The 24,775-nt window shown below is 56.5% G+C and carries 25 protein-coding genes and 3 pseudogenes; 16 read left to right on the forward strand and 12 right to left on the reverse strand.

Annotated elements, in window-relative coordinates; translation table 11 throughout:
- Nucleotides 1-11 precede the first annotated feature (11 nt).
- Nucleotides 12-881, reverse strand: a complete 870-nt coding sequence (locus ACIQUB_RS25155; RefSeq protein WP_402933371.1) for a TIGR02587 family membrane protein — start codon at nt 879-881, stop codon at nt 12-14.
- A complete protein-coding gene (locus ACIQUB_RS25160) occupies nt 878-1,003 on the reverse strand; it encodes a hypothetical protein (protein WP_402933374.1) in 126 nt (41 codons plus the stop codon). The genes ACIQUB_RS25155 and ACIQUB_RS25160 overlap by 4 nt, the downstream gene beginning before the upstream one ends.
- 863 nt (nt 1,004-1,866) lie before the next feature.
- Here ACIQUB_RS25160 and ACIQUB_RS25165 point away from each other — a divergent pair.
- Both ACIQUB_RS25165 and ACIQUB_RS25170 read left to right on the forward strand, forming a co-directional pair.
- Nucleotides 1,867-2,046: a DUF3309 family protein gene (locus tag ACIQUB_RS25165; RefSeq protein ID WP_018902708.1), complete on the forward strand. Its 180-nt coding sequence runs from the start codon at nt 1,867-1,869 to the stop codon at nt 2,044-2,046.
- Between the two features lie 620 nt (nt 2,047-2,666).
- The gene (locus tag ACIQUB_RS25170; protein WP_402933377.1) at nt 2,667-3,404 is read left to right on the forward strand and encodes a Crp/Fnr family transcriptional regulator; all 738 of its coding nucleotides are present in this window, start codon (nt 2,667-2,669) and stop codon (nt 3,402-3,404) included.
- On the opposite strand, the gene ACIQUB_RS25175 is transcribed toward ACIQUB_RS25170, so the two are convergent.
- The 3 genes from ACIQUB_RS25175 to ACIQUB_RS25185 form a co-directional block, all read right to left on the reverse strand.
- Nucleotides 3,388-3,645, reverse strand: a complete 258-nt coding sequence (locus ACIQUB_RS25175) for a DUF6894 family protein (protein ID WP_402933380.1) — start codon at nt 3,643-3,645, stop codon at nt 3,388-3,390. The genes ACIQUB_RS25170 and ACIQUB_RS25175 overlap by 17 nt on opposite strands.
- Before the next feature lie 21 nt (nt 3,646-3,666).
- The gene (locus ACIQUB_RS25180; protein ID WP_402933382.1) at nt 3,667-4,398 is read right to left on the reverse strand and encodes a Crp/Fnr family transcriptional regulator; all 732 of its coding nucleotides are present in this window, start codon (nt 4,396-4,398) and stop codon (nt 3,667-3,669) included.
- 436 nt (nt 4,399-4,834) lie between these two features.
- Nucleotides 4,835-5,194, reverse strand: a complete 360-nt coding sequence (locus ACIQUB_RS25185) for a hypothetical protein (protein WP_402933385.1) — start codon at nt 5,192-5,194, stop codon at nt 4,835-4,837.
- 501 nt (nt 5,195-5,695) lie between these two features.
- Between ACIQUB_RS25185 and ACIQUB_RS25190 the strand changes: the two genes are divergently transcribed.
- Both ACIQUB_RS25190 and ACIQUB_RS25195 read left to right on the forward strand, forming a co-directional pair.
- The gene (locus ACIQUB_RS25190) at nt 5,696-6,415 is read left to right on the forward strand and encodes a Crp/Fnr family transcriptional regulator (protein ID WP_402933388.1); all 720 of its coding nucleotides are present in this window, start codon (nt 5,696-5,698) and stop codon (nt 6,413-6,415) included.
- Nucleotides 6,416-6,494: 79 nt separating this feature from the next.
- Nucleotides 6,495-6,728, forward strand: a complete 234-nt coding sequence (locus tag ACIQUB_RS25195; protein ID WP_113238804.1) for a DUF6894 family protein — start codon at nt 6,495-6,497, stop codon at nt 6,726-6,728.
- A gap of 264 nt (nt 6,729-6,992) precedes the next feature.
- Here ACIQUB_RS25195 and ACIQUB_RS25200 read toward each other — a convergent pair whose 3' ends face one another.
- The gene (locus tag ACIQUB_RS25200; RefSeq protein WP_402933392.1) at nt 6,993-7,706 is read right to left on the reverse strand and encodes a Crp/Fnr family transcriptional regulator; all 714 of its coding nucleotides are present in this window, start codon (nt 7,704-7,706) and stop codon (nt 6,993-6,995) included.
- Between the two features lie 352 nt (nt 7,707-8,058).
- On the opposite strand from ACIQUB_RS25200, the gene ACIQUB_RS25205 reads away from it, so the two are divergent.
- The 3 genes and pseudogenes from ACIQUB_RS25205 to ACIQUB_RS25215 all read left to right on the forward strand — a co-directional run.
- The gene (locus ACIQUB_RS25205) at nt 8,059-8,538 is read left to right on the forward strand and encodes a hypothetical protein (RefSeq protein ID WP_402933395.1); all 480 of its coding nucleotides are present in this window, start codon (nt 8,059-8,061) and stop codon (nt 8,536-8,538) included.
- A gap of 111 nt (nt 8,539-8,649) precedes the next feature.
- The gene (locus ACIQUB_RS25210) at nt 8,650-8,823 is read left to right on the forward strand and encodes a hypothetical protein (RefSeq protein ID WP_402933398.1); all 174 of its coding nucleotides are present in this window, start codon (nt 8,650-8,652) and stop codon (nt 8,821-8,823) included.
- A gap of 215 nt (nt 8,824-9,038) precedes the next feature.
- Nucleotides 9,039-9,225 (forward strand): annotated as a pseudogene (locus tag ACIQUB_RS25215) (SDR family oxidoreductase); the annotation flags it as partial.
- A gap of 56 nt (nt 9,226-9,281) precedes the next feature.
- Here ACIQUB_RS25215 and ACIQUB_RS25220 read toward each other — a convergent pair.
- Complete coding sequence (locus ACIQUB_RS25220; RefSeq protein WP_402933401.1) at nt 9,282-10,517, reverse strand: DUF763 domain-containing protein; 1,236 nt, start codon at nt 10,515-10,517, stop codon at nt 9,282-9,284.
- 128 nt (nt 10,518-10,645) lie between these two features.
- On the opposite strand from ACIQUB_RS25220, the gene ACIQUB_RS25225 reads away from it, so the two are divergent.
- Nucleotides 10,646-10,876, forward strand: coding sequence for a hypothetical protein (locus ACIQUB_RS25225; protein ID WP_402933403.1), 231 nt, complete (start codon nt 10,646-10,648; stop codon nt 10,874-10,876).
- On the opposite strand, the gene ACIQUB_RS25230 is transcribed toward ACIQUB_RS25225, so the two are convergent.
- The 3 genes and pseudogenes from ACIQUB_RS25230 to ACIQUB_RS25240 all read right to left on the reverse strand — a co-directional run.
- On the reverse strand, nt 10,869-11,102 hold the full coding sequence (locus tag ACIQUB_RS25230; protein ID WP_026283766.1) for a DUF2171 domain-containing protein: 234 nt from the start codon (nt 11,100-11,102) through the stop codon (nt 10,869-10,871). The two genes, ACIQUB_RS25225 and ACIQUB_RS25230, sit on opposite strands and share 8 nt — an antisense overlap.
- Before the next feature lie 17 nt (nt 11,103-11,119).
- Nucleotides 11,120-12,328, reverse strand: a pseudogene (locus ACIQUB_RS25235) (type IV secretory system conjugative DNA transfer family protein); the annotation flags it as partial.
- Between the two features lie 8 nt (nt 12,329-12,336).
- Nucleotides 12,337-12,555 (reverse strand): annotated as a pseudogene (locus tag ACIQUB_RS25240) (TraC family protein); the annotation flags it as partial.
- A gap of 252 nt (nt 12,556-12,807) precedes the next feature.
- Here ACIQUB_RS25240 and traA point away from each other — a divergent pair.
- Entirely contained in the window at nt 12,808-16,389 is a 3,582-nt protein-coding gene (traA, locus tag ACIQUB_RS25245; protein ID WP_402933406.1) for a Ti-type conjugative transfer relaxase TraA, read from the forward strand.
- A gap of 179 nt (nt 16,390-16,568) precedes the next feature.
- Here the strand turns inward: traA and ACIQUB_RS25250 are convergent, their stop codons facing one another.
- On the reverse strand, nt 16,569-16,961 hold the full coding sequence (locus ACIQUB_RS25250) for a hypothetical protein (protein ID WP_402933409.1): 393 nt from the start codon (nt 16,959-16,961) through the stop codon (nt 16,569-16,571).
- 680 nt (nt 16,962-17,641) lie between these two features.
- Nucleotides 17,642-17,950 (reverse strand): DUF736 domain-containing protein, encoded by a 309-nt coding sequence (locus ACIQUB_RS25255; RefSeq protein WP_402933412.1) that lies wholly within the window; start codon nt 17,948-17,950, stop codon nt 17,642-17,644.
- Nucleotides 17,951-18,391: 441 nt separating this feature from the next.
- On the opposite strand from ACIQUB_RS25255, the gene ACIQUB_RS25260 reads away from it, so the two are divergent.
- The 7 genes from ACIQUB_RS25260 (at nt 18,392) to ACIQUB_RS25290 (ending at nt 24,742) form a co-directional block, all read left to right on the forward strand.
- Nucleotides 18,392-19,435, forward strand: a complete 1,044-nt coding sequence (locus ACIQUB_RS25260) for an ABC transporter substrate-binding protein (protein WP_402933482.1) — start codon at nt 18,392-18,394, stop codon at nt 19,433-19,435.
- A gap of 9 nt (nt 19,436-19,444) precedes the next feature.
- Nucleotides 19,445-20,338, forward strand: a complete 894-nt coding sequence (locus tag ACIQUB_RS25265; protein WP_402933415.1) for an ABC transporter permease — start codon at nt 19,445-19,447, stop codon at nt 20,336-20,338.
- 1 nt (nt 20,339) lies between these two features.
- The gene (locus ACIQUB_RS25270) at nt 20,340-21,143 is read left to right on the forward strand and encodes an ABC transporter permease (RefSeq protein WP_402933418.1); all 804 of its coding nucleotides are present in this window, start codon (nt 20,340-20,342) and stop codon (nt 21,141-21,143) included.
- Nucleotides 21,140-22,228 carry an ABC transporter ATP-binding protein gene (locus ACIQUB_RS25275; RefSeq protein ID WP_402933421.1) on the forward strand — a complete coding sequence of 363 codons (1,089 nt, stop codon included), beginning with the start codon at nt 21,140-21,142 and terminating at the stop codon, nt 22,226-22,228. The genes ACIQUB_RS25270 and ACIQUB_RS25275 overlap by 4 nt, the downstream gene beginning before the upstream one ends.
- 118 nt (nt 22,229-22,346) lie before the next feature.
- Nucleotides 22,347-23,213 carry a TauD/TfdA family dioxygenase gene (locus tag ACIQUB_RS25280; protein ID WP_113239622.1) on the forward strand — a complete coding sequence of 289 codons (867 nt, stop codon included), beginning with the start codon at nt 22,347-22,349 and terminating at the stop codon, nt 23,211-23,213.
- Nucleotides 23,214-23,241: 28 nt separating this feature from the next.
- Nucleotides 23,242-23,925 carry an RraA family protein gene (locus ACIQUB_RS25285; protein WP_402933425.1) on the forward strand — a complete coding sequence of 228 codons (684 nt, stop codon included), beginning with the start codon at nt 23,242-23,244 and terminating at the stop codon, nt 23,923-23,925.
- On the forward strand, nt 23,888-24,742 hold the full coding sequence (locus tag ACIQUB_RS25290) for a carbon-nitrogen hydrolase family protein (protein WP_402933428.1): 855 nt from the start codon (nt 23,888-23,890) through the stop codon (nt 24,740-24,742). The genes ACIQUB_RS25285 and ACIQUB_RS25290 overlap by 38 nt, the downstream gene beginning before the upstream one ends.
- Nucleotides 24,743-24,775: the final 33 nt, after the last annotated feature.

Consider the following 24,775-nt stretch of genomic DNA (forward strand, 5'->3'; position numbering starts at 1 on the left):
TTTTTGGGCTCCTACAGGATCAAGCGGGCGGCCGCAGCGCCGATCGCACCAGGAAAACTCAAGATGACGATCATCATCAATATTTCTGTAGCTCCGACGCCGTCAGTGCGGTGAAATGTCCACAGGCAAAATGCGCTGATTAATCCAGCGATGACGTAACCCGGGATGGTGAAGCGCACGAAGGCATGCCAGCTGCGCGTTCCCTCGGCAAGGTCGTGGCTCCCTCGAAATGAGAGCGTGTAAACAAATCCGTGCATGAGCGCGAGGGAAGCCACAATTATGAGGACGGCATGCCAAGGCGTCATTTTGAAGGATAGAAGGATCATCTCCTCCGTTGGCGCAACATTCAGGTTCAAGAAAAGCGCTCCAACGGCCATGAGGAACAATTCCCCTCCATAGCCGGTTCCGCGTTCGCGCACCGGATCGTCACTGTCGTTATCGTCCTGTTGGGACTGCCCACCCAATTGGCTCCGTCCAAGCATCGCGCCAATGCTAGCGGGTACGGATTGCACGGCGATCATGCCAGCGATCTCGTGAGGTGTATTATCGGGCGTTATAACGCCGATCACAACGAGTATCAGTCCGCTTGCGACTATACCGAGGCAGTAGGCAATGCTCGCATCCCTGATAGCTTCGCGCCAGTTTGTGGTGTATTCGAAACCGACGCGGTCCGAGAGGACGATGAGTAGTGGCACGTTGAGGACCATGAGGATTAGCAGCCTCATGCGGTCCATGTAAAATCCTAGCTCCCACATCTCCATCGTCATCAGCATGGGTAAGGCAAAGAGAAGTGCGCCGGCAATTCCTCTTGCGATACCTGCTAGAAACTTGTCCGTGTCGAGACCTCTCGCAATTGGCGGTCGAGCCATATCTTGTTTCATGATATCAGGTTCCACCACCCAAATGCCGATGCCGCACCGTTCAGGATAAGGGCGGCCACGGTCGACAACCGCGTCGGCCACAAAAGCGCAAGCGCCGCGGAAACCAGCGCTGTCATGGACATTAAGGTTTCCATCGTCAGTTTTCCTATCGTGTCTCGATCGTGCCGATACTCTGGCGACGGAGACGGTGAAGCCCAGCTCGAAGATCGGCGACGAATGGCAACTTTACTCGACGGTGCTGGGCGCCGACAAGGTTGCAGATGCCGAATGGCGCCGAAAACGTTGTAATAAAGAATTAAAGTACGCGGGCAAAGAGTGGTTGACGGATGCAATCTAGCGCGTTTGCCCACGCTGGCCACTCGACTGGGATCAAGGGTCAAACCAGCGTAGCAGTATAGTATCACTACAAGGGCGAAGCCCAGCCGCGAAAGACTAGCCCATTGACGCGAATGATGATCAAGAGCTGTTTCCCCGAAGATTGGGATACCATTCAAAGCGTGCGTGAAGCCCTTGACTGCCGTCGCGATGTGTCCAACGATGAACCCGCGCCAATCGACCTCGTCCGACTCCTCCCAATGGCCGAGATATCGTCCGTACCGCAAAGCTATCAATATCCATAACGAGCCAACAACCAAATCTTACGTGCCCGTCGCCCGTTCGTACGCGCCTGGGAAACGTACGGAACAGCGCATCAGTTCGTCTTGGACGGTCTAAGGCTGCACCTCACTCATTTAATCTCAGATGAGACGAGCTCTTCGCTACCCGTGTCCTGACCGGCACGTGTGCCCGACCTCGATGTGTCTGCGCAACGCGTTGCATTAGGGACCTGGCCGCACGGCGGACTAGGAAATCAACTCGCCATTACAGTGGTTGCTCGGCTGACGATCGCGATTTGGCGTGACCTTAGTTTCAACCACAGGCGGAACTTCATGACATCGGCCGCGTTGGGTAATCATAGGTCATTGGAATAGAGGTTGAAAAGCACATGAGCACTGTTCTTATTATCGTGATTATCTTGGTACTGCTGGGCGGAGGCGGAGGATATTACGCACATGGGCGCTACGGCGGCAGAGGGTTAGGTGGCGTACTGGGACTGATCGTGGTGATCCTGATCGTTCTATGGTTGCTCGGCGCGCTCCACGGCGGCGCCGCTCCACCTGTCTAAGCTTCCTAACACGATTAACAGGCCCGTGCATTTCGCACGGGTCTTTTCGGCGATGAGGGACCTATCGATTGGGCTGGCCTAAACATCGACGCCACTCGCAAGTAAGCCAATCGTCGGCCTGTCGCTGTAAGGCTAAATCTAATTCATAGTCGGACGCCCGGCGGGGAACACTGAATTCAAAGCCGAGGCTCGCCCGCAGGTCCCTTCGTGGCAAGCGACCGATTGACGCTCCCTGTCGATAGCTAGGTCGCGCTCACCACGATAGGGCGACGTCGCCGCCCATGTGGGGCGGCGTCATCGGCGGCCGGTCGACCTTGAAGAGCATTGAGTTCTGATTTTGATAAACCGAGGCATATAATCGCGTTAGTCCGCGCCTTCGTGACAGTGTGAAGTCGCGTTTATCATCCCGAGATGGTCACCCGCTTGACACGCACGTACGACCGGGCAACCGCCGCTCTCCAAAGCAAAGATGACAGTGCAAGTCCCGTAGAAGCAATGGCTTAGCGCATTCGGTATGAAATTGTCGAAACCGCACAGATGCGTGGCCCCTATGGAATTGACATGCCATTCCCGACTATTGTCGCCGCTGGAGCCGGTTAATCGGTGACTCGGGGATGGCAATGGCAGGCATTGAATTGGCGCATATTAGGAACAGAATCTTAAGCGCCCTTCCTAACAACAGTCTGTCGGCTCTGATCCCGCATCTGACACCTGTCGAACTTCCATCGCGAAAGGTCCTGGTCGAGAACAATGAACGGCCGTTACATGCATACTTCATCGAGAGCGGACTCGCATCTATGATCGCCATGAGCGCGGATGGCGAAAGCGTGGAGGTCGGGCACATTGGCTTTGAAGGTATGTCCGCGGCTCATACCGTGCTGGGGGCTGACACGACTCCGAATAGGACCTTCATGCAAGTGGCCGGATATGGATATGCGTTGCCGACAGATTGTTTGCGCAAGATCGCCGACAGAGATGCGCTGTTCCTCGAACTGCTCCTGCGATATAATCACTACGCCGCGCTTCAACTTGCGAACTCCGCGCTAGCGAATGCCCGTTACAGCATCAACGAACGGCTATCCCGTTGGCTGCTGATGGTGCATGACAGGCTACTTAGCCACGACCTTCCGCTGACCCACGAATTTCTCGCGCTGATGCTTGGCGTGCGCCGCTCCGGCATTACTAACGAACTGCATGTGCTTGAGGGGATCCATGCCATTAGGGCGACCCGAGGAAATGTTCGCATCCTAGACCGGCAAAAACTTGAGGCAATCGCGGCAGGCAGCTACGGAACACCGGAACAGATCTACGAAGAGCTGTTCCGTAAGCCGTTGAACGCAACTATTCGGCCTCGTTGATAGCTTCGCGGAAGGGCAGCGTCAGAACCACACTTCCGTCAGCATCGTAGACCTCGATCGATCTTGAGGAGATGTCCCATCCCTGGAGGATAGCATGCGCCATAAGATCACGTGCACTAGCAATCGCCTCCACTCTCGCGGCGCACGGATCGGCGCATTCCGTACCCTCTAAGTCCTCGATTTTTCTTGCGTGTCCAGCCCTGCTCTTACGGCTGACGACATGAAAATAGTAGACTGGCATGGCCGTCTTCCAATCAGAATTCTAAGGCGCAGGCTTGCCCGCTGCGATGAGCCGCGCATACTCACGCTCCGGCAATCCATAACAGTCGCCTGCAATTTGCATCAGCTTTTCCCGGTTCAGAATGCGGATGTTACCTCTCGTGGCCTTGATCGCATGAACCCCTTCGGCGATGTGCAGCTGGTCGGTTACTCCCGAGCGTCGGACGCCCAGCATTAGCGCCAGGAATTCGTGCGTGAGCGGTAGATCATCGGAATCAACCCTGTCGTGAGACATCAGAAGCCAGCGCGCCAAACGCGCCGGAACGTCGTAGCGCGCGTTCGCCAGGGCCGATTGAGCCACTTGGATAGAAAGATACTGCATGTATCGAAGAAAGAGAGCGCGCGCGTCTTCACTGGTGGCAAGCGCATTATCGAAAGTCGTGACGGGAATACGAATACCTTCGCCCCCAACCTGCATGTAGGTGCTGGTTGGAGTGCGGTCCGCCTTGAGGATCACATGCCCACCGGCCATCGCTTCACGGCCGAGATGACCGACCTCCACGCTTTGCCCGCTTTCGCTATTAGCCACCACTGATGCAATTCCCGATTCAATGAAATACACGAATTCCGTGCTGCGATTCGGAGTTATGAGCGAAAACCGCACAGGCAAAGACATCCGCTCCATCTGAGGCTGTAGTAATCCGTACGTTGCTTCAGGAAGGCGCTTGAGAAGGTGATTCGTTATTTTCAAACGATCGATCGTCATGAATGACATAACCGGTTCCTCCGCGAGCACTTCAATATCTCAACACTTAGGAACTATCAAAGTTCCCTTGAGGCGGCAAAGGTGATCGATCGTGACAGTGCAGGCAACTGGCTACACGCGGCAGTGACACGAGTTGATCTGGCGGCTCAATCAATGAATGGCGGGGTATTTGAACTCCGCTTTCGCGGTGGCAGCCATTGTTGCCTTCTGACGCTGGTTTACCGAGCCCTTCGTTCAAGTGATGGTCGATGGTCGCGATGTCAGCTCCATGCGACGAGGCAAGGAAATCGTAGCGCGTCGTCTTTGAGAGGGTGTCAACCTGACCATAACCAAGCCCGGCAAGCACTAATCAAGTGATGACCAACGCACTCGCCGCGCGAAACTAACGAGCGATGAAAGCATGCGTCAACGGCTCGCACCCACTGCAGGATCTCTTAGCGAGCTGCTAATTGACTTTTTCCGTGCCGTTTGGCGTTGTGACCTGAGTGGGACCGCCGCCATTCCCAGATGGGGTCGGGCTACGATCCGTTGCTTGAGGCGGACGTCCTGTGCCATCGGGCGCGTTGTCATCGAAGGCGGCCGGTCCCGATGGCTGCGTATTGATCGGATCCTGTTTGGAGGATGTCGGTGCACTACGGTCAGTGTCCGTACTTTCGCCCCAAATTTCAACACCTCCCCATGCCAACAAAGCCAAGATCAGGCTGCAAACCAGCACTACCAAGACTGGGCGTCCAAAACTACCTTGCCTCGCCTCGGTCGCTGTTTCGATAACCTCTTCTTTTCGTCCGCTTTCGAACTGTGTCATAACCGATCTCCTTTGTGGTTCAACCAACTAACGTCGGTCGCCACAAAAGGTTTGACGCATTATGAAAGATGATTATTTGACTTCTGTATAAAATTGAGCAGTTTGGGTCTACTGATGCTTCACAGCTTGGCGACTTAAACCGGCGCCAGACAAATGTTTGTGTCAGCTGTGCGTTGTGGGCAAGGGTGTGGGAGCTCGACAGGCGACAGCCTGGCTGCGAAAGTCTCTGTTTGCAAGCATGAGCGGCGTTTCAAGACTGGCCAAGTGGCCTGACGATAAGGCGGGAGCCAATGCCAAGCAATAAGTCGAGCGTCGTTCGGAAAAGTGGGTGCGTGTCCCTTGAGCGAAAAACACTCCACTCACTAGACCGGATCATTGCGCCCTTTTCGAAGACTTGCCAGCATTTTTGTTATTATACCTTGTCATGTCGGCACTAGGGACAATTTGATAATGCGGCTTATAGCGGCGATCTGCATCAACAGTTGGGGTTGATCGAACGAAATGAAAAAGTCACAGATGTCGAACCGAATTCTGCGATCCCTAAGTTACCAAGATTTCGCGCTTCTTGCTCCATATCTGGAAGAAGTCGAATTGCCTTCCCGTTATCCGATAGCACGACCTGACACCTTACTGGAATACGTTTATTTTCCCGAAAGCGGAATCGGCGCCGTGCTGAGCGTGCTCCCTGATGGAAAGAAGGCAGAAGCTGGTATGTTCGGCAGCGAGGGATTTGTGCCGACATCAACGATTATTGGCGACACATTGGTGCCATACCTGATAGAAATGCAGGTCGCCGGCCGCGGACATCGTATACCGGTTGAAAGAATGCGGGCGGTAAATAATTCAAGCGCGACAATGCAAGTCCCTTTCATCAAATTCATGCACGTTTTCGCCGTGCAAGTAGCTTACACCGCGCTCGCCAATGCTAAGTTTCAGGTCGAAAAGCGCCTGGCCCGCTGGATACTTATGTGCCAAGATCGGTTGACGGCGGACCAACTTGAGATCACGCATGAATACATCGCCTTCCTTCTCGGTGTCCGTAGGCCGAGCGTGACAACTGCGCTCCACATCCTTGAAGGCCTCAAACTCATTCGTTCAAACCGCGGAACGATCATCGTGATCAACCGCAAAGGGCTCGAGCGATTTGCAGCTGGTTGCTATGGCCTGCCTGAGCGCGAGTTCGAGCGCTTACTGGGGGCGGGGGCGAACGACAAGCCGTAAAACATCTTGATGTGATACATTCAGTGTCCATGGAACCGCCAACACTTAGCCTTCGTTTAACCCGCTTACGGAGGAAAAAATGCTCTTCTATTTCAACGTTCGTTCACATGAGAACCTAGATATCGACGAAGAGGGGATTGACCTACCCTCGCTCGAAGAAGCGCGATGGGAAGCGACGAAATCCGCGAGAGAAATGGTTGCGGAGCTTATTTTGTATGATCAGCGTATCGACGGAATGCGATTTGAGATCACAGATGAAAAGGGAAACGTCCTTGCCACAGTTCCATTTCGCGACGTGATCAAGTTTAGCTAATCCCGCAAGCCAGCGGCGGCGACTTGATCGTGGTCCGCGGCAACCAGCCGTGCTGCTGCACCAAGGTGCGGTTCGACCGGCGTGATTTTTCCAGGCCATGATCGCAGTTATACGTTCTCACTAGCCTATTAAGTGTTCTCCGCCGCAGCTCAGCCCAGCACCGGATTTACGACGGCAAGCGGCTAATATTTTCAGAAACAAGTCGGATTTCCCCAGGAACGCTGCGTGAACTAAATCTATCGGTCGGCCAGGTGTCGCACAACGCTAGAATGCTCCAATAAGGCGCCGGTATTCTTCCTCGGGCCGGCCATATGAATCACCGGCAAACTCCTCCAAACCACGTCTGTTGCGGATTGTAATCAGGCCTCTCTCCGCTCGGATGAATTTCTCTCCCTCGAGAACATGCAAAGCGGTGGTAACGCTCGGGCGCCGCACACCAAGCATCAAAGAGATAAAGTCGTGGGTGAGCGAAATCTGGTCGCCGTCGACACGATCATGCGACATGAGAAGCCATCGGGCAAGCCGTACGTCTATCTGATAGTTGACGTTCGACAAAACCGTATAGGAAATCTGCGTGGCGAAAGTCTGGATGAACCTAGCAAGGAGGTTCGCGAAGGTCGGATAGGTCGAGATTGCCTCTAGTGTTGCATCCACCGTCATCCTATAGCCCCAGCCGGCGACCTGCATAAGCACCTCGTGGACGCTCACGGCGCCTCCTACGCCCGCTGAAGTCGGCGAAAATCCCTCCCGCCCGAACATCCCGGCCTCCACTTGATTCCCATCCGCCGAGACAGTGATAACCGAGCCGATACCGCTACACAGGAAATAGACATAATCGATTGGCCCATTTGCGTCGACAACGACAAAACCTTGCCGAAGATCGATCGCCTCGAGGTTACCAGCGATAGCGTTATATTCTGCCGTCGGCAGACTAGCGAGCAGCCGGTTGTGAGTTGTTGACGGATCAAAGGCTGACATGAGACTTCAATGATATTGGATGAAGCTGCGAGTATGGCTCGCATGCCTAAATTCGTCGGCTGTATAACATCCTCCCGTTGTTCATGTTCTTGGGTACGCTGGCGGACATTGCAAACGCTGGGTCTGCCAACAGCGGACTGTTGAGACCCTGCGCTGATAGTGACTTGCCACTCCTTTCAGGAAGCACCGTGCCTTCTCCAAGTTGGCTCCTCCGCTTGGCGACATCCACCATTGGGGGGAAATGAGCCACCGGCTCTGGAGGCTCAGGCGCTAACGGCGCGCACACGACCGGCGGGATGAACGGTGGTTCGAACAGAACAGCGGCGGCTGCGGACAGGACGACTGTGATTGAGTGGACAACGGACCTACCGACGGCGACTTCAACGACTTTGTAAAACGCGCGCCTCCCCTCCACGCCCAATCTTCCGGTCACGAGCTATTCAAGCGCGCTGTCGACAGGCAAGACGTGAATTGTCGTTGCTGCGTTAATGGTCTGGCTGAAAAACGCGCACCAATCCCCGCACAATCGCCCAGCCTCCAACCCAAGGTCAAAGATGAGCCAGACTTACTCAACAGCACTGGCAGTGTTGACCATCTCATTGAACTCGACGCAGGGTCTTCTATTTCGAATACCTTGCTGATAATCGCCATATTGCTTCCAAAAAAGCTTGCTTCGGTGGCTGCGTTCTCCACACACCCTGCAGCGAAAAGGACCGGCATATTGGGCCTAAATTGGCCGGCAAACCTCTGCGAACAGCGCATGTATCTTGGACATGCGAAGCAGTTGTCGAAAAATAAGAATAACCACGGACACGATTGGCATGTCTTTTAACATCCGGACTACAACGAGAGGCGTCGGCCGTGAGACTTTGTACGGTATCGAACAAAGGAACTTTTGCCCTTTTTAAAACGTCACTGGAGTGACGAACACCAGGAGGTTCATATGAACGAGCACGACGAACCATCCCTTGCGCCCTCCACCGACACCCCATCAACTAACCGAGACAAGGTTCGGTTCGGCCGAGGCGCGGTTTGGGTCGGCCTAGCTATCGCTTTGGCCGCTTTCGCGCTTTATATCGGTATTGGCCTTTATGGTGGGTATCACGCGGTGCGTTGACCGCGGAGATACATTGCCCCTCTATCTGGATTTCAGTGTATTTTGACAGTGATACGTGAATCCCGCGGATCGTTTCCCCGGTCCCAGGTACACTGGAAACCCTGTGATTTAAGCGCCTGAGGGATGGAGAGACTGTGATATCGGGAATCAGGGACGGCCCGGAGATACCCATTGCGAGGCAGAGCTTACCGGCCCGAGCCCACATCGTGAGAAAACGCATTCGGGTCAACTCCGTCTCTCGCGGGCCGATCTGGACGCTACTGATCCTATCCATAATGGTGCGAGAAAAAGATCAGCAAGTTCGGCGAGCACACCATGATCGGCCGCGCCGGTCAGCCGGCGGAAGTGGCAAGAGCCTATCTGATCCTGCCATCTGAGCTATGGAGCTACATGACCGGCGCCGCATCATGGTTAAGCACCAAGGGCACTTTGACAACGACTAACAAAGGCGTGACTGGTCATTCCTGCCAGCCGAAGACGCTGCGGCCCCCGAAGCTCGCGCTGTCTCGAAATTCGCCAGCGATGAACTCCTTGAGATCGGGGCCGGTGACATAGCGCTCAAGCTGGCGCGCCTGAATATCGAGGCGCTGCAGGGCGGCAAGTTCTTCTTCGCGCCCCAATCGACCCTTCGCAACGGCTGATCTCATGACGTTGATGGTTTCGTCGTAGACCTTCAGCGGCACGGGAAACGGATGACGGTCCTTGCCGCCATGAGCAATGGAAAATCGCGCGGGATCAGAAAACCGACAGGGAGCGCCGTGGACCACTTCCGCTACCATCGCGAGCGCGCGAACAGTTCGCGCTCCCACGCCTGGGGTCATCAGCAACCCCTGGAAATCGACGGGACCGCGATCCGCCGCTGCCGCCAGGCTGCCATGCAAGCGCTTCATGTTCACATCCGTCTCGCGTACGTCGTGATGGGCGGGCATTACCAGGTATGGGAGGCACATTTGGGCGGTATCTGGCGCAGGAACTTGCTCGATTTTACGGGCGAGCGAGGACGCTTCCCGAACAATTCTATCAGGTCCGAGCGAAGCAAGGATGTCTAGTTGTGCGCCGCGAGAACGCTCAGCGCGTTTGTCGGCGAGATTGATGATATCGCCCTGCGTTCGCCCCTCGATGGCGCTGTGGGGAGAATCGATGAAGCTTTCCAGCCCCTCGGAAAGCCAATGATATCGTCTCGCCTGGCGGTTCGCGTCGTTCATCCCCTGCTGCACGACAACCCACTTTCCGTCGTCCGCAACGATAAAGCCATGCAAGTAAAGGTCAAATCCGTCCTGGATCGCAGCACTGTCGACCTTCGCAACCAGCCGACTGACGCTGGCAAGCTTCGCGCCATCAATACCCACGCGATTCCCGATATCAACCAATTCGTCCGGCGTTTTACGTGACTGGGAGCCGCGCCCGCCGCAGACATGCAGCCCGAGCTCTTTCGATCGCGGCTTCAGACCACGCTTTAGCGAACCCAGAACGCTGGTTGTGATGCCGGAGGAATGCCAGTCCATCCCCATGCCCGATCCAAACGACTGGAACCAGAATGGATGAGACAGTCGGCGGAGAAACTCATCGCGGCCGTAGTGGTGGATAATTGCTTCCGCGATAAGAACGCCAAGCTTGGTCATGCGCTCCCCCAACCAAGGGGGAACCCGTCCGCTGTGAAGCGGCAAATCGGCGCTACCTGATCTCTTTGACATCTCGTCACCTTTAGGCGCCCCAGACCAGAAACACAAGCAGAGCAGCCCACAGTTCTCACGCGGCGGTAAGGGTCCGGTCAGCATCGGTAGAACTCAAATTCCAAGCGTGGCGCAGGCGGGGTGGCCAGATGCAGTACCTGACTGCCTTTCCAGCAGATTGGAAGCGGGTGTTTTCAACAAAGCACGCGCGAACTAGCGACCACGACGTTCTTGGAGAAAGTCTTGCAGATATCTTTTTTGCCGGTCCAGATCGAGTGATTGCGACTCTTGTCAGAATGGCTGATTATTCTCGCATGAGGCGGCGCCGCGGAGGCGATAAAACAGGAGCCGCTGAAGCGGCTCCTGAAACCTTTAGTTGACGGAGGACCACTGGCTACGAACGTCTTCAGCACTCTTGGTCAGGTGGATGTGCTCATCGACGTGGTCGACCCAATCCAGAGGAATAAAGTGGTGTTGACCATCGTCAGAGTCCGATTTTGTCAGCTTGATGCGAGACGTGCCATCCATGTGGTCCACCGTACCAACATGCGCACCATCCGCGCCGATGACTTCCATGTGTTCCTGAACCTGTTCTGCAGCGATCATGGCGTTTTCTCCTACGTTTAGATTGCGTAGTGGCAACGTTTACCGAATGGCTTGGTTCCCATGTCCAGCCGACGAAACCAGATCGCGCGACCGCATCGTAATGGAGCATTGCCCGCGGTGAAGATGATCTGCTCGTCCGCGCGCATGCGCAGGACTTCGTGCGGCTGGATCAGCTGCCTGGAGGCAAGTTGCTTCGAGCGTGTTCGTGAGGACCCGCGCGATTGGAAACTGCGACTGACCTGGTCAATCTCAACCGTGGTCGTACCACACCTGCGCGATATGTAGTCGGCGGTATCCGGATCGTTGATCGCGGCGAAGGATATCCAGCTGGCGCTCTCGAACCACTTGCTGGACGCGTCCCTACCGCCATAGGTCTCCCGCAGTTGCCCGATCGACTGATAGATCATCGTCAGCGTGATCCCGTATTTCCGACCAGCATCGCGCGCCGTCTCCAGAACGCGCATGTAGCCCAGCCTTGCGACCTCATCGAGCAGAAACAATGCTCGCCCTTTGATCGCTCCATCCCGATTGTAGATTGCGTTGAGGAAGGAGCCGATGATGACACGCGCGAGGCCAGAATGGGTCTCCAGCGTCTTGAGGTCGATGTTGATGAAGACGTCGGTCTCGCCATCGGCCAGCGCCTCGGTGGAGAAGTTCGAGCCCGACACCAACGCGCCGTAGTTCGCATAGCTCAGCCAGTGCGTTTCCTTGATCGCATTGGCGTAGACGCCGGAGAATGTCTCAGGCGTCATGTTGACGAAGGCAGCGACATTCTCCTTAACGAAAGCCGACGCTGAATTGTCGTAGATCTCCTGCAGGCGCGCGCGAAGCTTTGGCTCGGGCTCCGACAGATTGGCACGAACCTGCCTTAAAGTCTGGTGCTTTGCGTCCGTGTGGCCGGATAGACAAACGTCTGATATCATCGCGGTCAATAGCTGTAGTCCGGATGAGCGGAAGAAGTCGTCGCGGACGCCAGTCGCGCGAGCGCTGTCGCTCATGATCCACGATGCGACGGCCGCGATATCCTCTTCCTTGGTGGCGCCGTGACGACCGATCCAGTCGAGCGCGTTGAAGCCAGAACCAGCGTTCTTCGGGTCGAGAACGATGACGCGCCGACCCGCCTTGCGCCGGTGCTCCATAACCATCGGTGCCACCTCGTTGGACGGGTCGAGCACGACAAGCGAGCCGCCCCATTTGAGCGCGGTCGGGATCGTGACGGACGTGGAGGCGTGGTCGTAGGCTTGCATCCCTGGGCGCGTTTCGTCTCTCCAGGAAACCTGCTGGCGACCTCTTCAAACGCCGACAGAAGATCAGCCTCTTCCACCTCGATCTCCCCAATCCCCGCACGCAGCGCGATGCGCCCGATGCGCTCGGCGTCACGTGTTTCGGCCTGCTTCAGTTGCTCCTGCAGGCGAGCAATCTCTCCACGGAGTTTGGCGGTTGGCTTCTTCATGGGCGTCGCTTCCTCGTGGCTTTCAGTCCGATGAAGCCGAAGCTTGCCCTCAAATTTCTCCCGCGGGAAAGGTGCAATGTTGCACCTCGCCAAGGCGCCAGCTTTTGGCGAATGATCCCGCCGTTCCGAAGGAGCGGATCCAAGGGCGCAATTATACGTCACTGACGCGACGCCTTGCTTTTGGGCCTTGGCGGGCCCTCCGCTCCCGACGAACGGTTTGATCTTGTTCGATGCTAGGAGCTCGTTGTCGTCATGGCCGTCCCGCATTTCTCAGTCAGCATCGTTGCCCGCGGCTCCGGCCGCAGCGCTGTGCTGTCGGCGGCCTACCGGAATTGCGCCAAGATGGAATTCGAGCGGGAAGCCAGGACGATCGACTATTCCCGCAAGCAAGGGCTGCTGCATGAGGAATTCGCCGTTCCCGAGGACGCGCCGCAATGGCTGCGGGAAATGATTGCCGATCGTTCGGTCTCCAGCGCCTCGGAAGCATTCTGGAACACGGTCGAGGCGTTTGAGAAGCGCAGTGATGCGCAACTTGCCAAGGATGTCACCATTGCCTTGCCGATCGAGCTTTCCGCCGATCAGAACATCGCGCTGGTTCGCGACTTCGTCGAGCGGCACATCATCGCCAAGGCAATGGTCGCCGACTGGGTGTTTCACGATGCTCCTGGCAATCCGCACATCCATCTGATGACCACCTTGCGGCCGCTGACCGAGGACGGGTTCGGCGCCAAGAAGGTCGCGGTGTTGGGAGCTGAGGGCGATCCTCTCCGTAACGATGCCGGCAAGATCGTCTATGAGCTTTGGGCCGGTGGCGCCGACGACTTCAACGCCTTTCGCGACGGATGGTTCGCGCTCCAGAACCAGCATCTGGCGCTCGCCGGTCTCGATATTCGTATCGATGGACGCTCCTTCGAAAGGCAAGGGATCGAGCTGACACCGACCATCCATCTCGGCGTCGGGACCAAGGCGATCGAGAGGAAAGCTGAGGGAGCCGAGGAGACGGTCGCGCTCGAGCGGCTGGAACTGCAGGAAGAACGCCGAAAGGAGAACGCCCGGCGGATCCAGCGCAATCCGGAGATCGTGCTCGACCTCATCACCCGCGAGAAGAGTGTCTTTGAAGAGCGCGATGTCGCCAAGGTCCTCTATCGCTACATCGACGACGCCGCGCTCTTCCAGAACCTGATGGCGAGGATCCTGCAAAGCCCACAAACGCTGCGGCTCGACCGCGAGCGGGTGGATCTCGTCACCGGTGTCAGGGCGCCCGCGAAGTACACGACGCGGGAGCTGATCCGCGTTGAAGCTCAGATGGCCAACCAGGCAATCTGGCTGTCGCAGCGATCCACTCATGCGGTTAAGCCAGCGGCCTTGAACGGGGTATTCTCTCGTCATGATCGTCTGTCGGACGAGCAGAAGACGGCGATCGAACATGTCACTGGTCCGGCGCGGATTGCTGGCGTCATCGGCCGCGCCGGCGCCGGCAAGACGACGATGATGAAAGCGGCGCGCGAGGCCTGGGAAGCGGCGGGATATCGCGTCGTCGGCGGTGCGTTGGCGGGCAAGGCGGCCGAAGGTCTTGAGAAGGAAGCGGGGATGACCTCCCGCACCCTATCGGCCTGGGCGCTGCGATGGGATCAAGGTCGTGACCGGCTTGATGACAAGACCGTCTTCGTGCTCGACGAAGCCGGCATGGTCTCGTCCCGGCAGATGGCACGCTTCGTCGAAGCAGCGACGCTGTCCGGTGCGAAGCTCGTCCTGGTTGGAGATCCCGAGCAGCTTCAGCCGATCGAAGCCGGTGCTGCGTTCCGCGCTATTGACGAGCGGATCGGCTATGCGGAACTCGAGACAATCTACCGTCAGCGCGAACAATGGATGCGCGATGCCTCGCTCGATCTGGCGCGCGGAAACGTCTCGGCGGCGCTCGACGCTTATGCGGATCGCGATATGGTTCGGACCGCCTGGACCAGGGGCGAGGCTATCGCTTCCCTGATCACTGACTGGGACCGCGAATACGATCCGGCCAAGGCGACCCTGATCCTCGCCCATCGCCGGGTCGACGTGCGTTTGCTGAACGAGATGGCGCGCGGCACACTGGTCGAGCGCGGCGTGATCGAAGCTGGCCATGCGTTCAAGACCGAAGACGGGACGAGACACTTTGCGGCGGGCGATCAGATGGTCTTCCTAAAGAATGAGGGATCGCTTGGCGTCAAGAACGGCATGTTGGCGCGTGTCGTCGAGGCGCAGCCAGGACGCATCGTGACCGAGATAGGTAGTGGGGAAGACCGGCGCCAGGTCGTGGTCGAGCAACGCGTCTACACCAATGTCGATCACGGTTACGCCACCACCGTCCACAAGAGCCAGGGTGCCACCGTCGATCGCGTCAAGGTGCTAGCGTCGAGCACGCTCGACCGGCATCTCTCCTATGTCGCCATGACCCGCCATCGCGAGACGGCAGAGCTTTATGTCGGGTTGGAAGAGTTCGCGCAGCGGCGCGGTGGCGTGCTGCTTGCCCATGGCAAAGCGCCTTACGAACACAAGCCGGGCAAGCGGGACAGCTACTTCGTGATGCTCGGTTATTCTGATGGCCAGGAGCGCACCGTCTGGGGCGTCGATCTCGCGCGGGCGATCGATGAAGCGAAGGCCGAGATCGGTGATCGCATCGGCCTCAAGCACGTCGGATCGCAACGCGTCACGCTTCCAAATGGCAAGGAGGTCGACCGCAATTCCTGGAAGGTCGTGGCGGTCGAGGAGCTGGCGATGGCCCGCCTTCATGAGCGGCTCTCGCGGGCTAGATCGAAGGAGACGACGCTCGATTACCAGGACGCCTCGCACTATCGCGCCGCGCTGCGATTTGCCGAGGCACGTGGCCTCCATCTCATGAATGTTGCCCGCACCATCGCGTACGACCAGCTTCAATGGACCGTCCGGCAAGCGTCGAAGCTCGCCGAGCTCGGCACGCGCCTTGCCCAAGTTGCGGCAAAGCTTGGCCTTGGCGGAGCGAAGTCGAGCGCATCGACACTGTCTGCAATCAAGGAGGTAAAACCCATGGTCTCTGGTACGACGACCTTCCCCAGATCGATCGCTCAGGCGGTCGAAGACAGGCTCTCGGCCGACCCCGGCCTGAAGGACAACTGGTCGGCGGTATCTGCTCGCTTCCATTACGTCTTTGCGGATCCTCAGGCCGCTTTCAAGGCGGTCAACGTAGACGCCATGCTGACGAATGGGACGGTTGCCGCAACGACGCTTATGCGGATTGCCGAGCGGCCGGAAAGCTTCGGCGCGCTGAAGGGCAAGACTGGCCTGTTTGCAGGCAGCACCGAGAAGCAGGCACGCGATACGGCAATCCTCAACGCGCCAGCTCTCGCCCGTGATCTGCAGGGCTTCATCGCGAAACGGGCGGAGGCGGCCAGCCGCTATGAAGAGGAGGAACGCGCGGTCCGCACGAAGCTCTCGCTCGACATCCCTGCCCTCTCGGCATCGGCAAAGCAGGTGCTCGGCCGCGTGCGCGATGCCATCGATCGAAACGATATCCCCACCGGTCTCGAGTTCGCGCTCGCGGACAGACAAGTGAAGGCCGAGCTCGAGGGATTTGCCAAAGCCGTGTCGGAGCGCTTCGGCGAAAGAACCTTCCTGCCACTTGCGGCAAAGACCGCAGATGGCAAGGCGTTCGAGGCAGCGTCCGCGGGCATGCAGCCGGCGCAGAGACAAGAGCTGCGTTCCGCCTGGGACACGATCAGAACCGTCCAGCAACTGGCTGCGCATGAGCGAACGGCTGTGGCACTCAAACAGGCCGAAACCATGCGCCAAACCCAGACGAAAGGGTTGTCGCTGAAATGATGTCTTATGCCTCTTTCACCCCGGCCGTTGTCCGCCAACGGCGCCCGGCCATCGCTCTCCTCGCGGTTTCCTGCGAGCCTTACGCTCGCAGCAAACGTCGGCGCCGGTATTGGTGGCCTTCGAATCAACACCACGCCCAGCGATCGGAGACCGAGCCGCCTCGAAACTAAAACTTTGTACTAATCCAGGCCGAGCTTCTTACGAAGGTCTGCATTTTCCGAACGGAGCTTTTCCGCCAGCGACTTTCGAAGTTTCTTATTTTCTGCTTCGAGCGCAATCAGATCAGCGAGATCGGACGCGCCGAAAGGAGTGGTAGAATCGAGGTTATTGGCCCCTTGTCTGACTTTGAGCGGAGCTGCCTTGGTCGCAACCTTTTGTGTCGGCTCCTTAATGGCGCTCACCGATGATCCCAAGGATGTGGACTTGGTTTCCGACGCACGTTTGGAATTTTTTTCGGCTAGTGCAGCGGCCATCTCTGCCTTGCTTCGACGGCGAGCACGCGTTTTCTTAGTTGTTTCCTGCGATACCGCCGGCTCAACGTTTTTCGAATTCTGGGAAATTTCGTCGGCCATGAATGTCTCCTAGATGATACCAGCATTGTCTTGTACCGTACAAAGCACAGTGTCAACATGTTGTCCCCTTCGCGCAGGTGACTGTTGAATGAAAGGCACGAGGGTGGATGGGACAGCTCGCCAATACGGCTTTGGTGCCAGTTAGGGTTACTTGTATCACTCCGCTGATGTGTTCGGCGTATTTCGAGTGAAGAGTGGTCACCAACGGACTGATACAGATGATTTTGCGACTGGCGTACTACCATGCGCAAGCACTTTGAGGCCTGGGCCTAAAGCCTTACGTGGCCGCTCGACGGCCAAGAATTGCTTCGCTGGATTGGATCAATAAGGCTCGTTCGACGACGAGTGGGTGCTTCGCGATGCTCTCACCCCGATCGCCCTTTCGCAGTACCTCTCAAATTAAGTGCAGGAGTGCCGACCGGAACTACGCAGATGTCCACGCACTAGCAACTCAACCGACACTCGTCGGCGCTACACGTTGCCGACCCATTGGGATCAGGCGTCGAACAATGTCTCGTCAGTTTGAGCACGAAGAGGATGCAATGCGCCTTACTCTCGAACGCCATAGGAACGAGCCTCTGCGCAGCTATCGCGCGATCCCCAATACGGTTTCTCCTTGAAAGTACGTATGCCCCGAAGCGTAGAACGGAACGCTCCGGGGCAGCTGACCGCTTTGTCTCTCAATCTCGATTCGGCCGGGACCAGATGAGTTTGAGGTCGTCCTCTCCCTCTACATCTGCGAGCGTCGCGTAAATTGGAGCCGCGAAACTGGGATCGTCAAGCTTGATCGACAGGTAGTCGCGGCCCTGGTCTGAGGTTTTTTTCCATGCTGCTCCAAACTCGACGCCGCCTGAGTAAATCCTATATTGAGGTCCTTTTTCGGAGGGGCTTTCAACGCGGTCAATGCGCGCCTTGATGTTCATTGCCAGCGTACGAATAGAGCCGGTGTAGCCGCTTTCGGTGACGGCAAAAGTCCCAATCGTTGCCATTCTTCGTTCCTTCCAGTTTTGGTGCCGCGGACTGTGCGCCGGCAGCTGTTGTAAAAGGACCAGCGAAAGCCAGCCCCACCAATATAAAGGCGCAAGGGAGCGAAGGGCGGCAAGTCGCAGATCTGCGAGTGGTAGAGGATTGCAAAGGATGGCGCGCATGGGTGAAAACGGCTCTGTGCGGATTTGGCGCGAGGTCTTAGTGGCACGGACAGCTATCCACGCGTTCTCAACGCCAGTGTTCCCAAACGTTCATCGAGAGCAACAGGCATATAATTGCGCTCTGCTTCGTTTGTGGAGACCTGCCGCCACCGCAAAGCGGTCCTTGTTGACTTGGCCTTCACTCATAGGGCCAACGAATGAATCGTCGCAATACGCTATTGGACCGGCGCCAGTCAGATGGCGACCATTACCCCGGGAACAACGTCAACAGCGAGAAAAACAATGGGAAAAATTCAGGCCGCCCTAACGGGCGCGGTATCGAGCATCTGCCTGGCTCCGGCACTTCACGCGGAGACCCTTGTCGTCAACAGCTACGGGGGTCCATACGAAGACATCATCCGGCGCGAGATCATTGAACCATTCGAGCGACAGACGGGCATCGATGTCGTCTACGATGCCGTTGGCGCGGCGGCGCAGGACTATGCAAAGATCAAAGCGACCAAGGGGCGGCCGGGTTTTGACGTCGCGGTGATGACAGCCTCTCAATCAATGCAAGGCTGTCAGGATGGCGTGTTGGAACGGCTTGATCCCGCAAGCATTCCGAACCTTCGCTACGTGGCACCGAAGCTTGCCGACTCGGCAGGCCCGTGCGGCGCTGTCCATGAGCTCCAATACTTGTCGCTCCTGTACCGGACCGACAAGTTGGCCTCACCGCCCCGGTCCTGGTCCGCGCTTGCGTCGCCAGAACTAAAAGGCAGGATTGTACTGCCGACATTCCAGAACATCATGGCGCTTTATCTAGTCGAGATCTTTGCGACCATGAACGGTGGCGATCTGACGGGGAATCTGGACCCAGGCTTCAGGGCGATGTCTGACGTCGCGAGGCAGTCAATCGGATTCGAGCAGAGCTCGGCAATCCTAGAAAGCTATATCAAAGACGGAACGGTGTGGGCCATGCCGTTCTGGAACGGTCGCGCCCAACTGCTGGTCGATAGTGGCTTACCGGTCGACTACGTCCGACCCGTTGAAGGAACCATTCCACTGATCGCGACGCTCAACATTCCCATAGCGGCCGAACACAAGGCATCTGCGAGACGGTTTATCGATTTTTTTCTGAGCAAGACCAGTCAGGAAGCATGGGTGCGCGCCTATAAGGTGGGCAGCGCACGAAGAGATATCGACGTTCCAGACGAGGTGCGAGCCCGACAGATCACGACGGAAGCGGATCTCGAAAGTCTGCTGCTGCCGGATCTCTCAGTTGTTGCAACACGCCTGCGAGAGTGGGGAGAGAAATGGGAACGCGAAGTTGTCGCGCATCAGGATTGAGGACGCAAAATGACCATACTCGCACTTGATCTCCCCAGTCGGCGACGCAACTCGCGTCGCAACCTTGCACCGGCGTTTGGGCTATCGCCAGCCGGCCTGATGCTCGTCCTTTTCTTTGCCATGCCGATGGGAATGATGATCGGGACAAGCTTCCACGATTCATCCTCAGGAGCCTTGAGCTTCCAAGCTTATGAACGATTATTGAGTGACGGCTTGACGCTGACAGGCTTTTGGCGAACCACAGTAATGTCATGTCTCGTGGCGGTGGCCGCGACTGCGCTCGCCTTTCCACCAGCCTACTTTCTTGCACGTTCGAAAAGCAGATTTCGCATCATTGTCCTGGCGCTCGCCCTGGCTCCGGAGCTCGCGGGGGTCGTGCTGCGAACCTATGGATGGCTCATTATTCTGGAAGATCGCGGCTTCATCAATGACATCCTTCTCCACTGGGGTGTTATCGCTGAGCCGTTGAGCCTATCGAAGAACCTCTTTGCGGTAGTGGTGGGTCTCACGCATGTGGTCCTTCCCTTTGCCGTTCTGTCGCTAACAACGAGCATTCAAGGTATAGATCAAAATCTCGAACGCGCTGCCCAGATGCTTGGCGCAAACCGGCTGTCGGTCATTAGAATGATCCTCGTGCCATTGTCAGTGCCCGGAATTGTCAGCGCGCTCTTGTTGTCGTTCACGATGGCGGCGAGCGCTTATGCGACCCCCGCGCTTCTCGGAGGAGCTGGGTTCAAGGTTCTGGCAACAATGATATCCGAACAAGTGCTCTTCTATGTTGATTGGCCATTTGCTGCGGTGATGGCGAACGCGCTGCTCATCCTCATGCTCATTGTCTCCTACGCCGGCTTGAACGTCGAGAAACGTCTGCGCGACAAGCGCGATGCAAAACAGAGAGGTTGAAATGAACCGACTGATCTCCCTTCTCTTTTGGACTACCCTTGTGATCGTTCTGGCATTTATCACGCTACCGCTGCTGGTGGTCGTCGCTGCATCGCTAAGCCCAACAGCCGACGTCACCTTCAGCCCATCGGCGTGGACGCTTCAGTGGTATCAGAACCTCGTTTCGCAGAAATGGCTGGAGCCGTTCGCGCTTAGTGTGAAGATCGCGTTAGCGGTTTCGCTGATAAGCGGCATCATTGGTACGCTTGCCGCTTACATCGTGGCTTTCGAACGTATCCCAGGCGGCAGCGCGGTCATGGCCGCGCTATTGTCCCCGCTTTCGGTTCCACAGATTGTTAAAGGGGTCGCGATCGTTCTGTTTCTCTCGGTCCTTGGCCTGCAGCCGCTGCTTGGCACGACATCCTTGATCGCCGCGCACTGCGTGCTCGCACTACCTTTCGTAATTAGGATGGCCGCCACATCGATCGCGAATTTCGACGGTAACCTCGATCGGGCGGGTCAGATCCTTGGTGCTAGTCGCTGGCAGCGTGCATGGCACATTCTACTTCCAGCGATTAAGCCGGGCGTTCTGTCAGGTATGACGTTTGCCTTCGTTATCTCCTTCAACAACATTCCATTGTCCGTGTTTCTCGTCCGCCCCGGAGACACGACGCTCCCTATAACCGTTATCAATTATCTCGAATATAGCCTCGATCCGGTCCTGGCGGCGGTCAATGTGGCATCGATGATTTTTATCCTCGTTGTCATCCTCGCATTCGAAAAATTTAGCGGTTTTTCCGCCCAGCTTCATGGAGGTAGCAAATGAGCGAACTTGATATCGAACTTGTTTGTGTAAGCAAGGCATATGGCGCGATTTCGGTCGTCAGGGACGTTGACCTGCAGGTCCCGAAAGGTGAGTTTGTGAGCGTTCTCGGGCCGTCGGGATGTGGCAAGACCACGACGCTCAACATGATTGCTGGCTTCAATCAGCCAAGCCGCGGAGACATCAAAATACGAGGGCGAAGCCAGGTAAATGTTCCACCAGAGCGACGAAATATTGGGTTGGTTTTCCAGAACTACGCGCTTTTTCCTCATATGACTGTGGCTGAGAATGTCGCATTCGGTCTCAAGATGAAGTGTACGCCCAAGGTTGAAATCGCTTCAATCGTGGAAAGGAGCCTGCGTGGCGTACACCTTGAAAAACTGGCTGATCGCTACCCGAAGGCACTTTCCGGTGGACAACAGCAGCGTGTCGCTCTTGCCCGCGCTCTGGCACCCAGACCATCCGTTCTTCTTCTGGATGAACCACTGTCGAACCTCGACTTGAAACTGCGTGAATCCATGCGTGGCGAGCTGAAGGACATACAACGTGAACTCGAGATGACGTTCGTATATGTTACCCATGATCAGGAAGAAGCGATGGCGATGTCAGATCGCATTGTGGTCATGTCGAACGGGGTCATCGCGCAGCAGGGGACGCCGGAGGCACTTTATCGGCATCCAGTTTCAACGTTCGTAGCGGACTTTATCGGCCGATCGAATATCATCGGTGTTCAACGAATGGTAAAGGGGCCGGGAGGTTGTGTGGTGTCGCTCACGGGCAGCGACGTTACGCTTCGGGTGGCAGTTGCACCCTCTCATGCAACACCGCGCTATGCCGTCATCCGCCCTGAGGATGTGCTCTTGTTGGCCGGCACGCCACTCGTCGCCGAGGAAAACCTCAACGTTCTGGAAGGTCAACTTGATCGCGTGACAAATCTTGGGGCATCCCTGGAGTTATCAATCCAGATCGCGTCCGGCCTTTCTCTTTGCGCAGCAGTGCGATCGTCGGAAGCAGGCATTCTGCCAGCGACCGGCATGCCAATAAGGCTTGGCGTCGATCCTTCGGCTGTCACGCTCCTGAACGAGTAAGGGTTGGTCGATAACTCTCGCTTATCAATGCAACTGCTTACTTATTGGAGCTGGCATCACCCTACAAAATAAGATCGGGACAGCCTCACAAAGAGGCTTATCCTTAGGAGATATGAGAATGCTGACAAGAGAAAAGATAACCGCAATTCAGCATGACAGCAATGTCTGCGCAGATATCGTGGGTTTCGACTTCGACCGCTATGATGAGCGCGATATCAAGGAAGTCCGCAAGTACTGGCTCCAGTATGGGGTCATTCGTTTCAAGCATACCCGCATCACAGACGACCAGCAGGTGAAATTCTCGCGTCATTTCGGTGAATTTGTTATCCATCCAAAGCAGCTGCAGGAGGGTGGTCATCCATCCCACCCGGAAATCCTTGTGATCAGCAACTCAATGAAGGATGGAAAGCCAAGTGGCGCGATGGGTAATAGCGAAGCGACTTGGCACACGGATACTTGGTTCTATGAAAGGCCGCCAGCCGGCGCTATTTTGCGCGCCATAAAAGTCCCGCCTTCGGGCGGAGATACTTACTTCCTTTCAACCTACATTGCCTATGAGACCCTGCCGGTGGCGCTAAAGGCAGCCATCGATGGCCGGCAGATCTTCTTCCAGAACGTTTATGACAAGACCGGGAAGATCAGACTTGGGAAGGCGGAGCCAATCAGTCGGGACTTCCGAGAATGGAGCGGTGTTGTCCACCCTCTCGTACGCACACACGGCGAGACGGGACGAAAGGCTCTTTACTTGGGCGGCACATCAGAGGGGGCGTGGATTGTCGGTATGAGCATCGAAGAGAGCAATGCCATACTCGCGGAGCTGTGGGATCACACGACGAACGGAAGCGATGTCTTCGTTCAGAGCTGGGACGAAGGAGACATTATGATGTGGGACAACCGCTGCACCATGCATCGGCGCGATTCATTCGATCCGTCGTTTGTTCGCGTCATGCATCGCACAACAACATCCGGCGAACGCCCGATCTAAGCCAGACAAGAAAAAAAGGTTATCGGCTATGACAGGACTTTACCGGCTTGTTGAGCGTCATCCACCCTTGTCATCAGAGCTAGTTGAGCTCTTGTCTCTGGTCGAGACGGCTACGATCGGCCACACTGAACATCTGGGGTTCGTTGGAGCCGGTATCGTTCCGCTATGCTCGGCTCGTATTGCCGGCGTTGCGGTGACCGTCGCGGCACCCGGCCGCGACGGAGCGATCATCTACCGCGCCGTCGACCAACTTTTGCCTGGAGATGTCTTGGTGATTTCTCGGGTGGACGGAGACGATATTGCCTGCGTTGGTGGAGGTGTCGCCACGGCAGTCAAAGCCAAGGGAGCAGCCGGAATCATAATCGATGGGCCTTGTACCGACACCGAGGAGATCATTGCTACGGGACTGCCGGTATGGTGCAGAGGCCGGTCTTCAAAGACGACCAATCGTCAGTTCAACATCGGTGGGTCGCTCAACGTTCCAGTAGCTTGTGGCCGGACCGCAATCCTACCGGGCTATGCAATCCTTGCCGACTGCTGCGGTGTCTTCGCGACTGACCGTCAGGCCATGCAATTGATTGCTGAGCACGCACTCACTCGGCAAAAACGATCCACGCTGATTCGCAGTCATCTGGCCGCCGGTCATTCAATATTTGATTTCGAGGAACCTGCACGTGAAAATCGCTTTGATTCAGATGAGCTCTCAGCCTGACCTTGGCCACAATTTGGCGGAGGTCGAACGCATGATGACTGAAGCACTTGCCGGTAATCCCAATCTCATCGTTCTTCCTGAGCATTTTGATTGGATGGGCGGATCTTCCGACGATAAACGCGCCGCGGCCGATTTCGTGCCCGGCGGTCAGGCATATAATTGTGTACAAGATTTCGCGCGACGCCACCGCGTCGCTGTTCATGCTGGCAGCCTGATGGAACGATGCACTCGAAGCGGCAAGGTATTCAACACGACCGTCATTTTTGATTGTGATGGCGGTCATGTCGGCGCGTATCGAAAGATCCACCTATTCGACATCACCACGCCAAATGGAGTGCGGTATGCTGAATCGTCGGTCGTCGCGGCAGGAGATGGTCTTCTTGTCTATGATCTGAATGGGTGGAAGGTCGGGTGCGCCATCTGCTACGACTTGCGCTTCTCACGTTTGTTCGACCGGTTAGCTCAGGAGGTCGTCGATATCTTCATTCTCCCTGCCGCGTTCACACGACAGACAGGCGAAGCTCATTGGGAAGTCCTATGCCGCGCAAGAGCAATCGAGTATCAGGCGTTCTTCGTGGCATGCGGTCAATGTGGCAGCTACCCCGCTTTGAGTGGTAACCCGCGAGAAACATTCGGCTCGTCGTTGGTTGCTGATCCTTGGGGCGAAATCATTGCAAATGCAGGTCAAAAGCCATGCGTCCTTCATGTCACACTCGACCGAAAGCGACTTGATGAAGTGAAGGGGTTAATTCCCATGAGGAGCCATCGTGTCGACATGAACAGGGTTCAGATGCAGGTCCATCCCTCCGGCCGATGAGATATTTAATGGCCTAAAACTTCATGCAGATTT

Origin of the sequence: Rhizobium sp. NPDC090275 (assembly GCF_044772225.1) — a bacterium.
GTDB lineage: Bacteria > Pseudomonadota > Alphaproteobacteria > Rhizobiales > Rhizobiaceae > Rhizobium.

Bases quoted from the DNA above. Each gene is read 5' to 3' on its own strand.
- ACIQUB_RS25225 (WP_402933403.1), top strand. From the start codon at position 10,646: ATGCAGTACCTGACTGCCTTTCCAGCAGATTGGAAGCGGGTGTTTTCA.
- ACIQUB_RS25280 (WP_113239622.1), top strand. From the start codon at position 22,347: ATGCTGACAAGAGAAAAGATAACCGCAATTCAGCATGACAGCAATGTC.
- ACIQUB_RS25275 (WP_402933421.1), top strand. From the start codon at position 21,140: ATGAGCGAACTTGATATCGAACTTGTTTGTGTAAGCAAGGCATATGGC.
- ACIQUB_RS25185 (WP_402933385.1), bottom strand. From the start codon at position 5,194: ATGACACAGTTCGAAAGCGGACGAAAAGAAGAGGTTATCGAAACAGCG.
- ACIQUB_RS25270 (WP_402933418.1), top strand. From the start codon at position 20,340: ATGAACCGACTGATCTCCCTTCTCTTTTGGACTACCCTTGTGATCGTT.
- ACIQUB_RS25220 (WP_402933401.1), bottom strand. From the start codon at position 10,517: ATGTCAAAGAGATCAGGTAGCGCCGATTTGCCGCTTCACAGCGGACGG.
- ACIQUB_RS25180 (WP_402933382.1), bottom strand. From the start codon at position 4,398: ATGTCATTCATGACGATCGATCGTTTGAAAATAACGAATCACCTTCTC.
- ACIQUB_RS25210 (WP_402933398.1), top strand. From the start codon at position 8,650: ATGAACGAGCACGACGAACCATCCCTTGCGCCCTCCACCGACACCCCA.
- ACIQUB_RS25260 (WP_402933482.1), top strand. From the start codon at position 18,392: ATGGGAAAAATTCAGGCCGCCCTAACGGGCGCGGTATCGAGCATCTGC.
- traA (WP_402933406.1), top strand. From the start codon at position 12,808: ATGGCCGTCCCGCATTTCTCAGTCAGCATCGTTGCCCGCGGCTCCGGC.
- ACIQUB_RS25195 (WP_113238804.1), top strand. From the start codon at position 6,495: ATGCTCTTCTATTTCAACGTTCGTTCACATGAGAACCTAGATATCGAC.
- ACIQUB_RS25230 (WP_026283766.1), bottom strand. From the start codon at position 11,102: ATGATCGCTGCAGAACAGGTTCAGGAACACATGGAAGTCATCGGCGCG.
- ACIQUB_RS25165 (WP_018902708.1), top strand. From the start codon at position 1,867: ATGAGCACTGTTCTTATTATCGTGATTATCTTGGTACTGCTGGGCGGA.
- ACIQUB_RS25255 (WP_402933412.1), bottom strand. From the start codon at position 17,950: ATGGCAACGATTGGGACTTTTGCCGTCACCGAAAGCGGCTACACCGGC.
- ACIQUB_RS25155 (WP_402933371.1), bottom strand. From the start codon at position 881: ATGAAACAAGATATGGCTCGACCGCCAATTGCGAGAGGTCTCGACACG.
- ACIQUB_RS25265 (WP_402933415.1), top strand. From the start codon at position 19,445: ATGACCATACTCGCACTTGATCTCCCCAGTCGGCGACGCAACTCGCGT.
- ACIQUB_RS25170 (WP_402933377.1), top strand. From the start codon at position 2,667: ATGGCAGGCATTGAATTGGCGCATATTAGGAACAGAATCTTAAGCGCC.
- ACIQUB_RS25200 (WP_402933392.1), bottom strand. From the start codon at position 7,706: ATGTCAGCCTTTGATCCGTCAACAACTCACAACCGGCTGCTCGCTAGT.
- ACIQUB_RS25175 (WP_402933380.1), bottom strand. From the start codon at position 3,645: ATGCCAGTCTACTATTTTCATGTCGTCAGCCGTAAGAGCAGGGCTGGA.
- ACIQUB_RS25285 (WP_402933425.1), top strand. From the start codon at position 23,242: ATGACAGGACTTTACCGGCTTGTTGAGCGTCATCCACCCTTGTCATCA.
- ACIQUB_RS25250 (WP_402933409.1), bottom strand. From the start codon at position 16,961: ATGGCCGACGAAATTTCCCAGAATTCGAAAAACGTTGAGCCGGCGGTA.
- ACIQUB_RS25190 (WP_402933388.1), top strand. From the start codon at position 5,696: ATGAAAAAGTCACAGATGTCGAACCGAATTCTGCGATCCCTAAGTTAC.
- ACIQUB_RS25160 (WP_402933374.1), bottom strand. From the start codon at position 1,003: ATGTCCATGACAGCGCTGGTTTCCGCGGCGCTTGCGCTTTTGTGGCCG.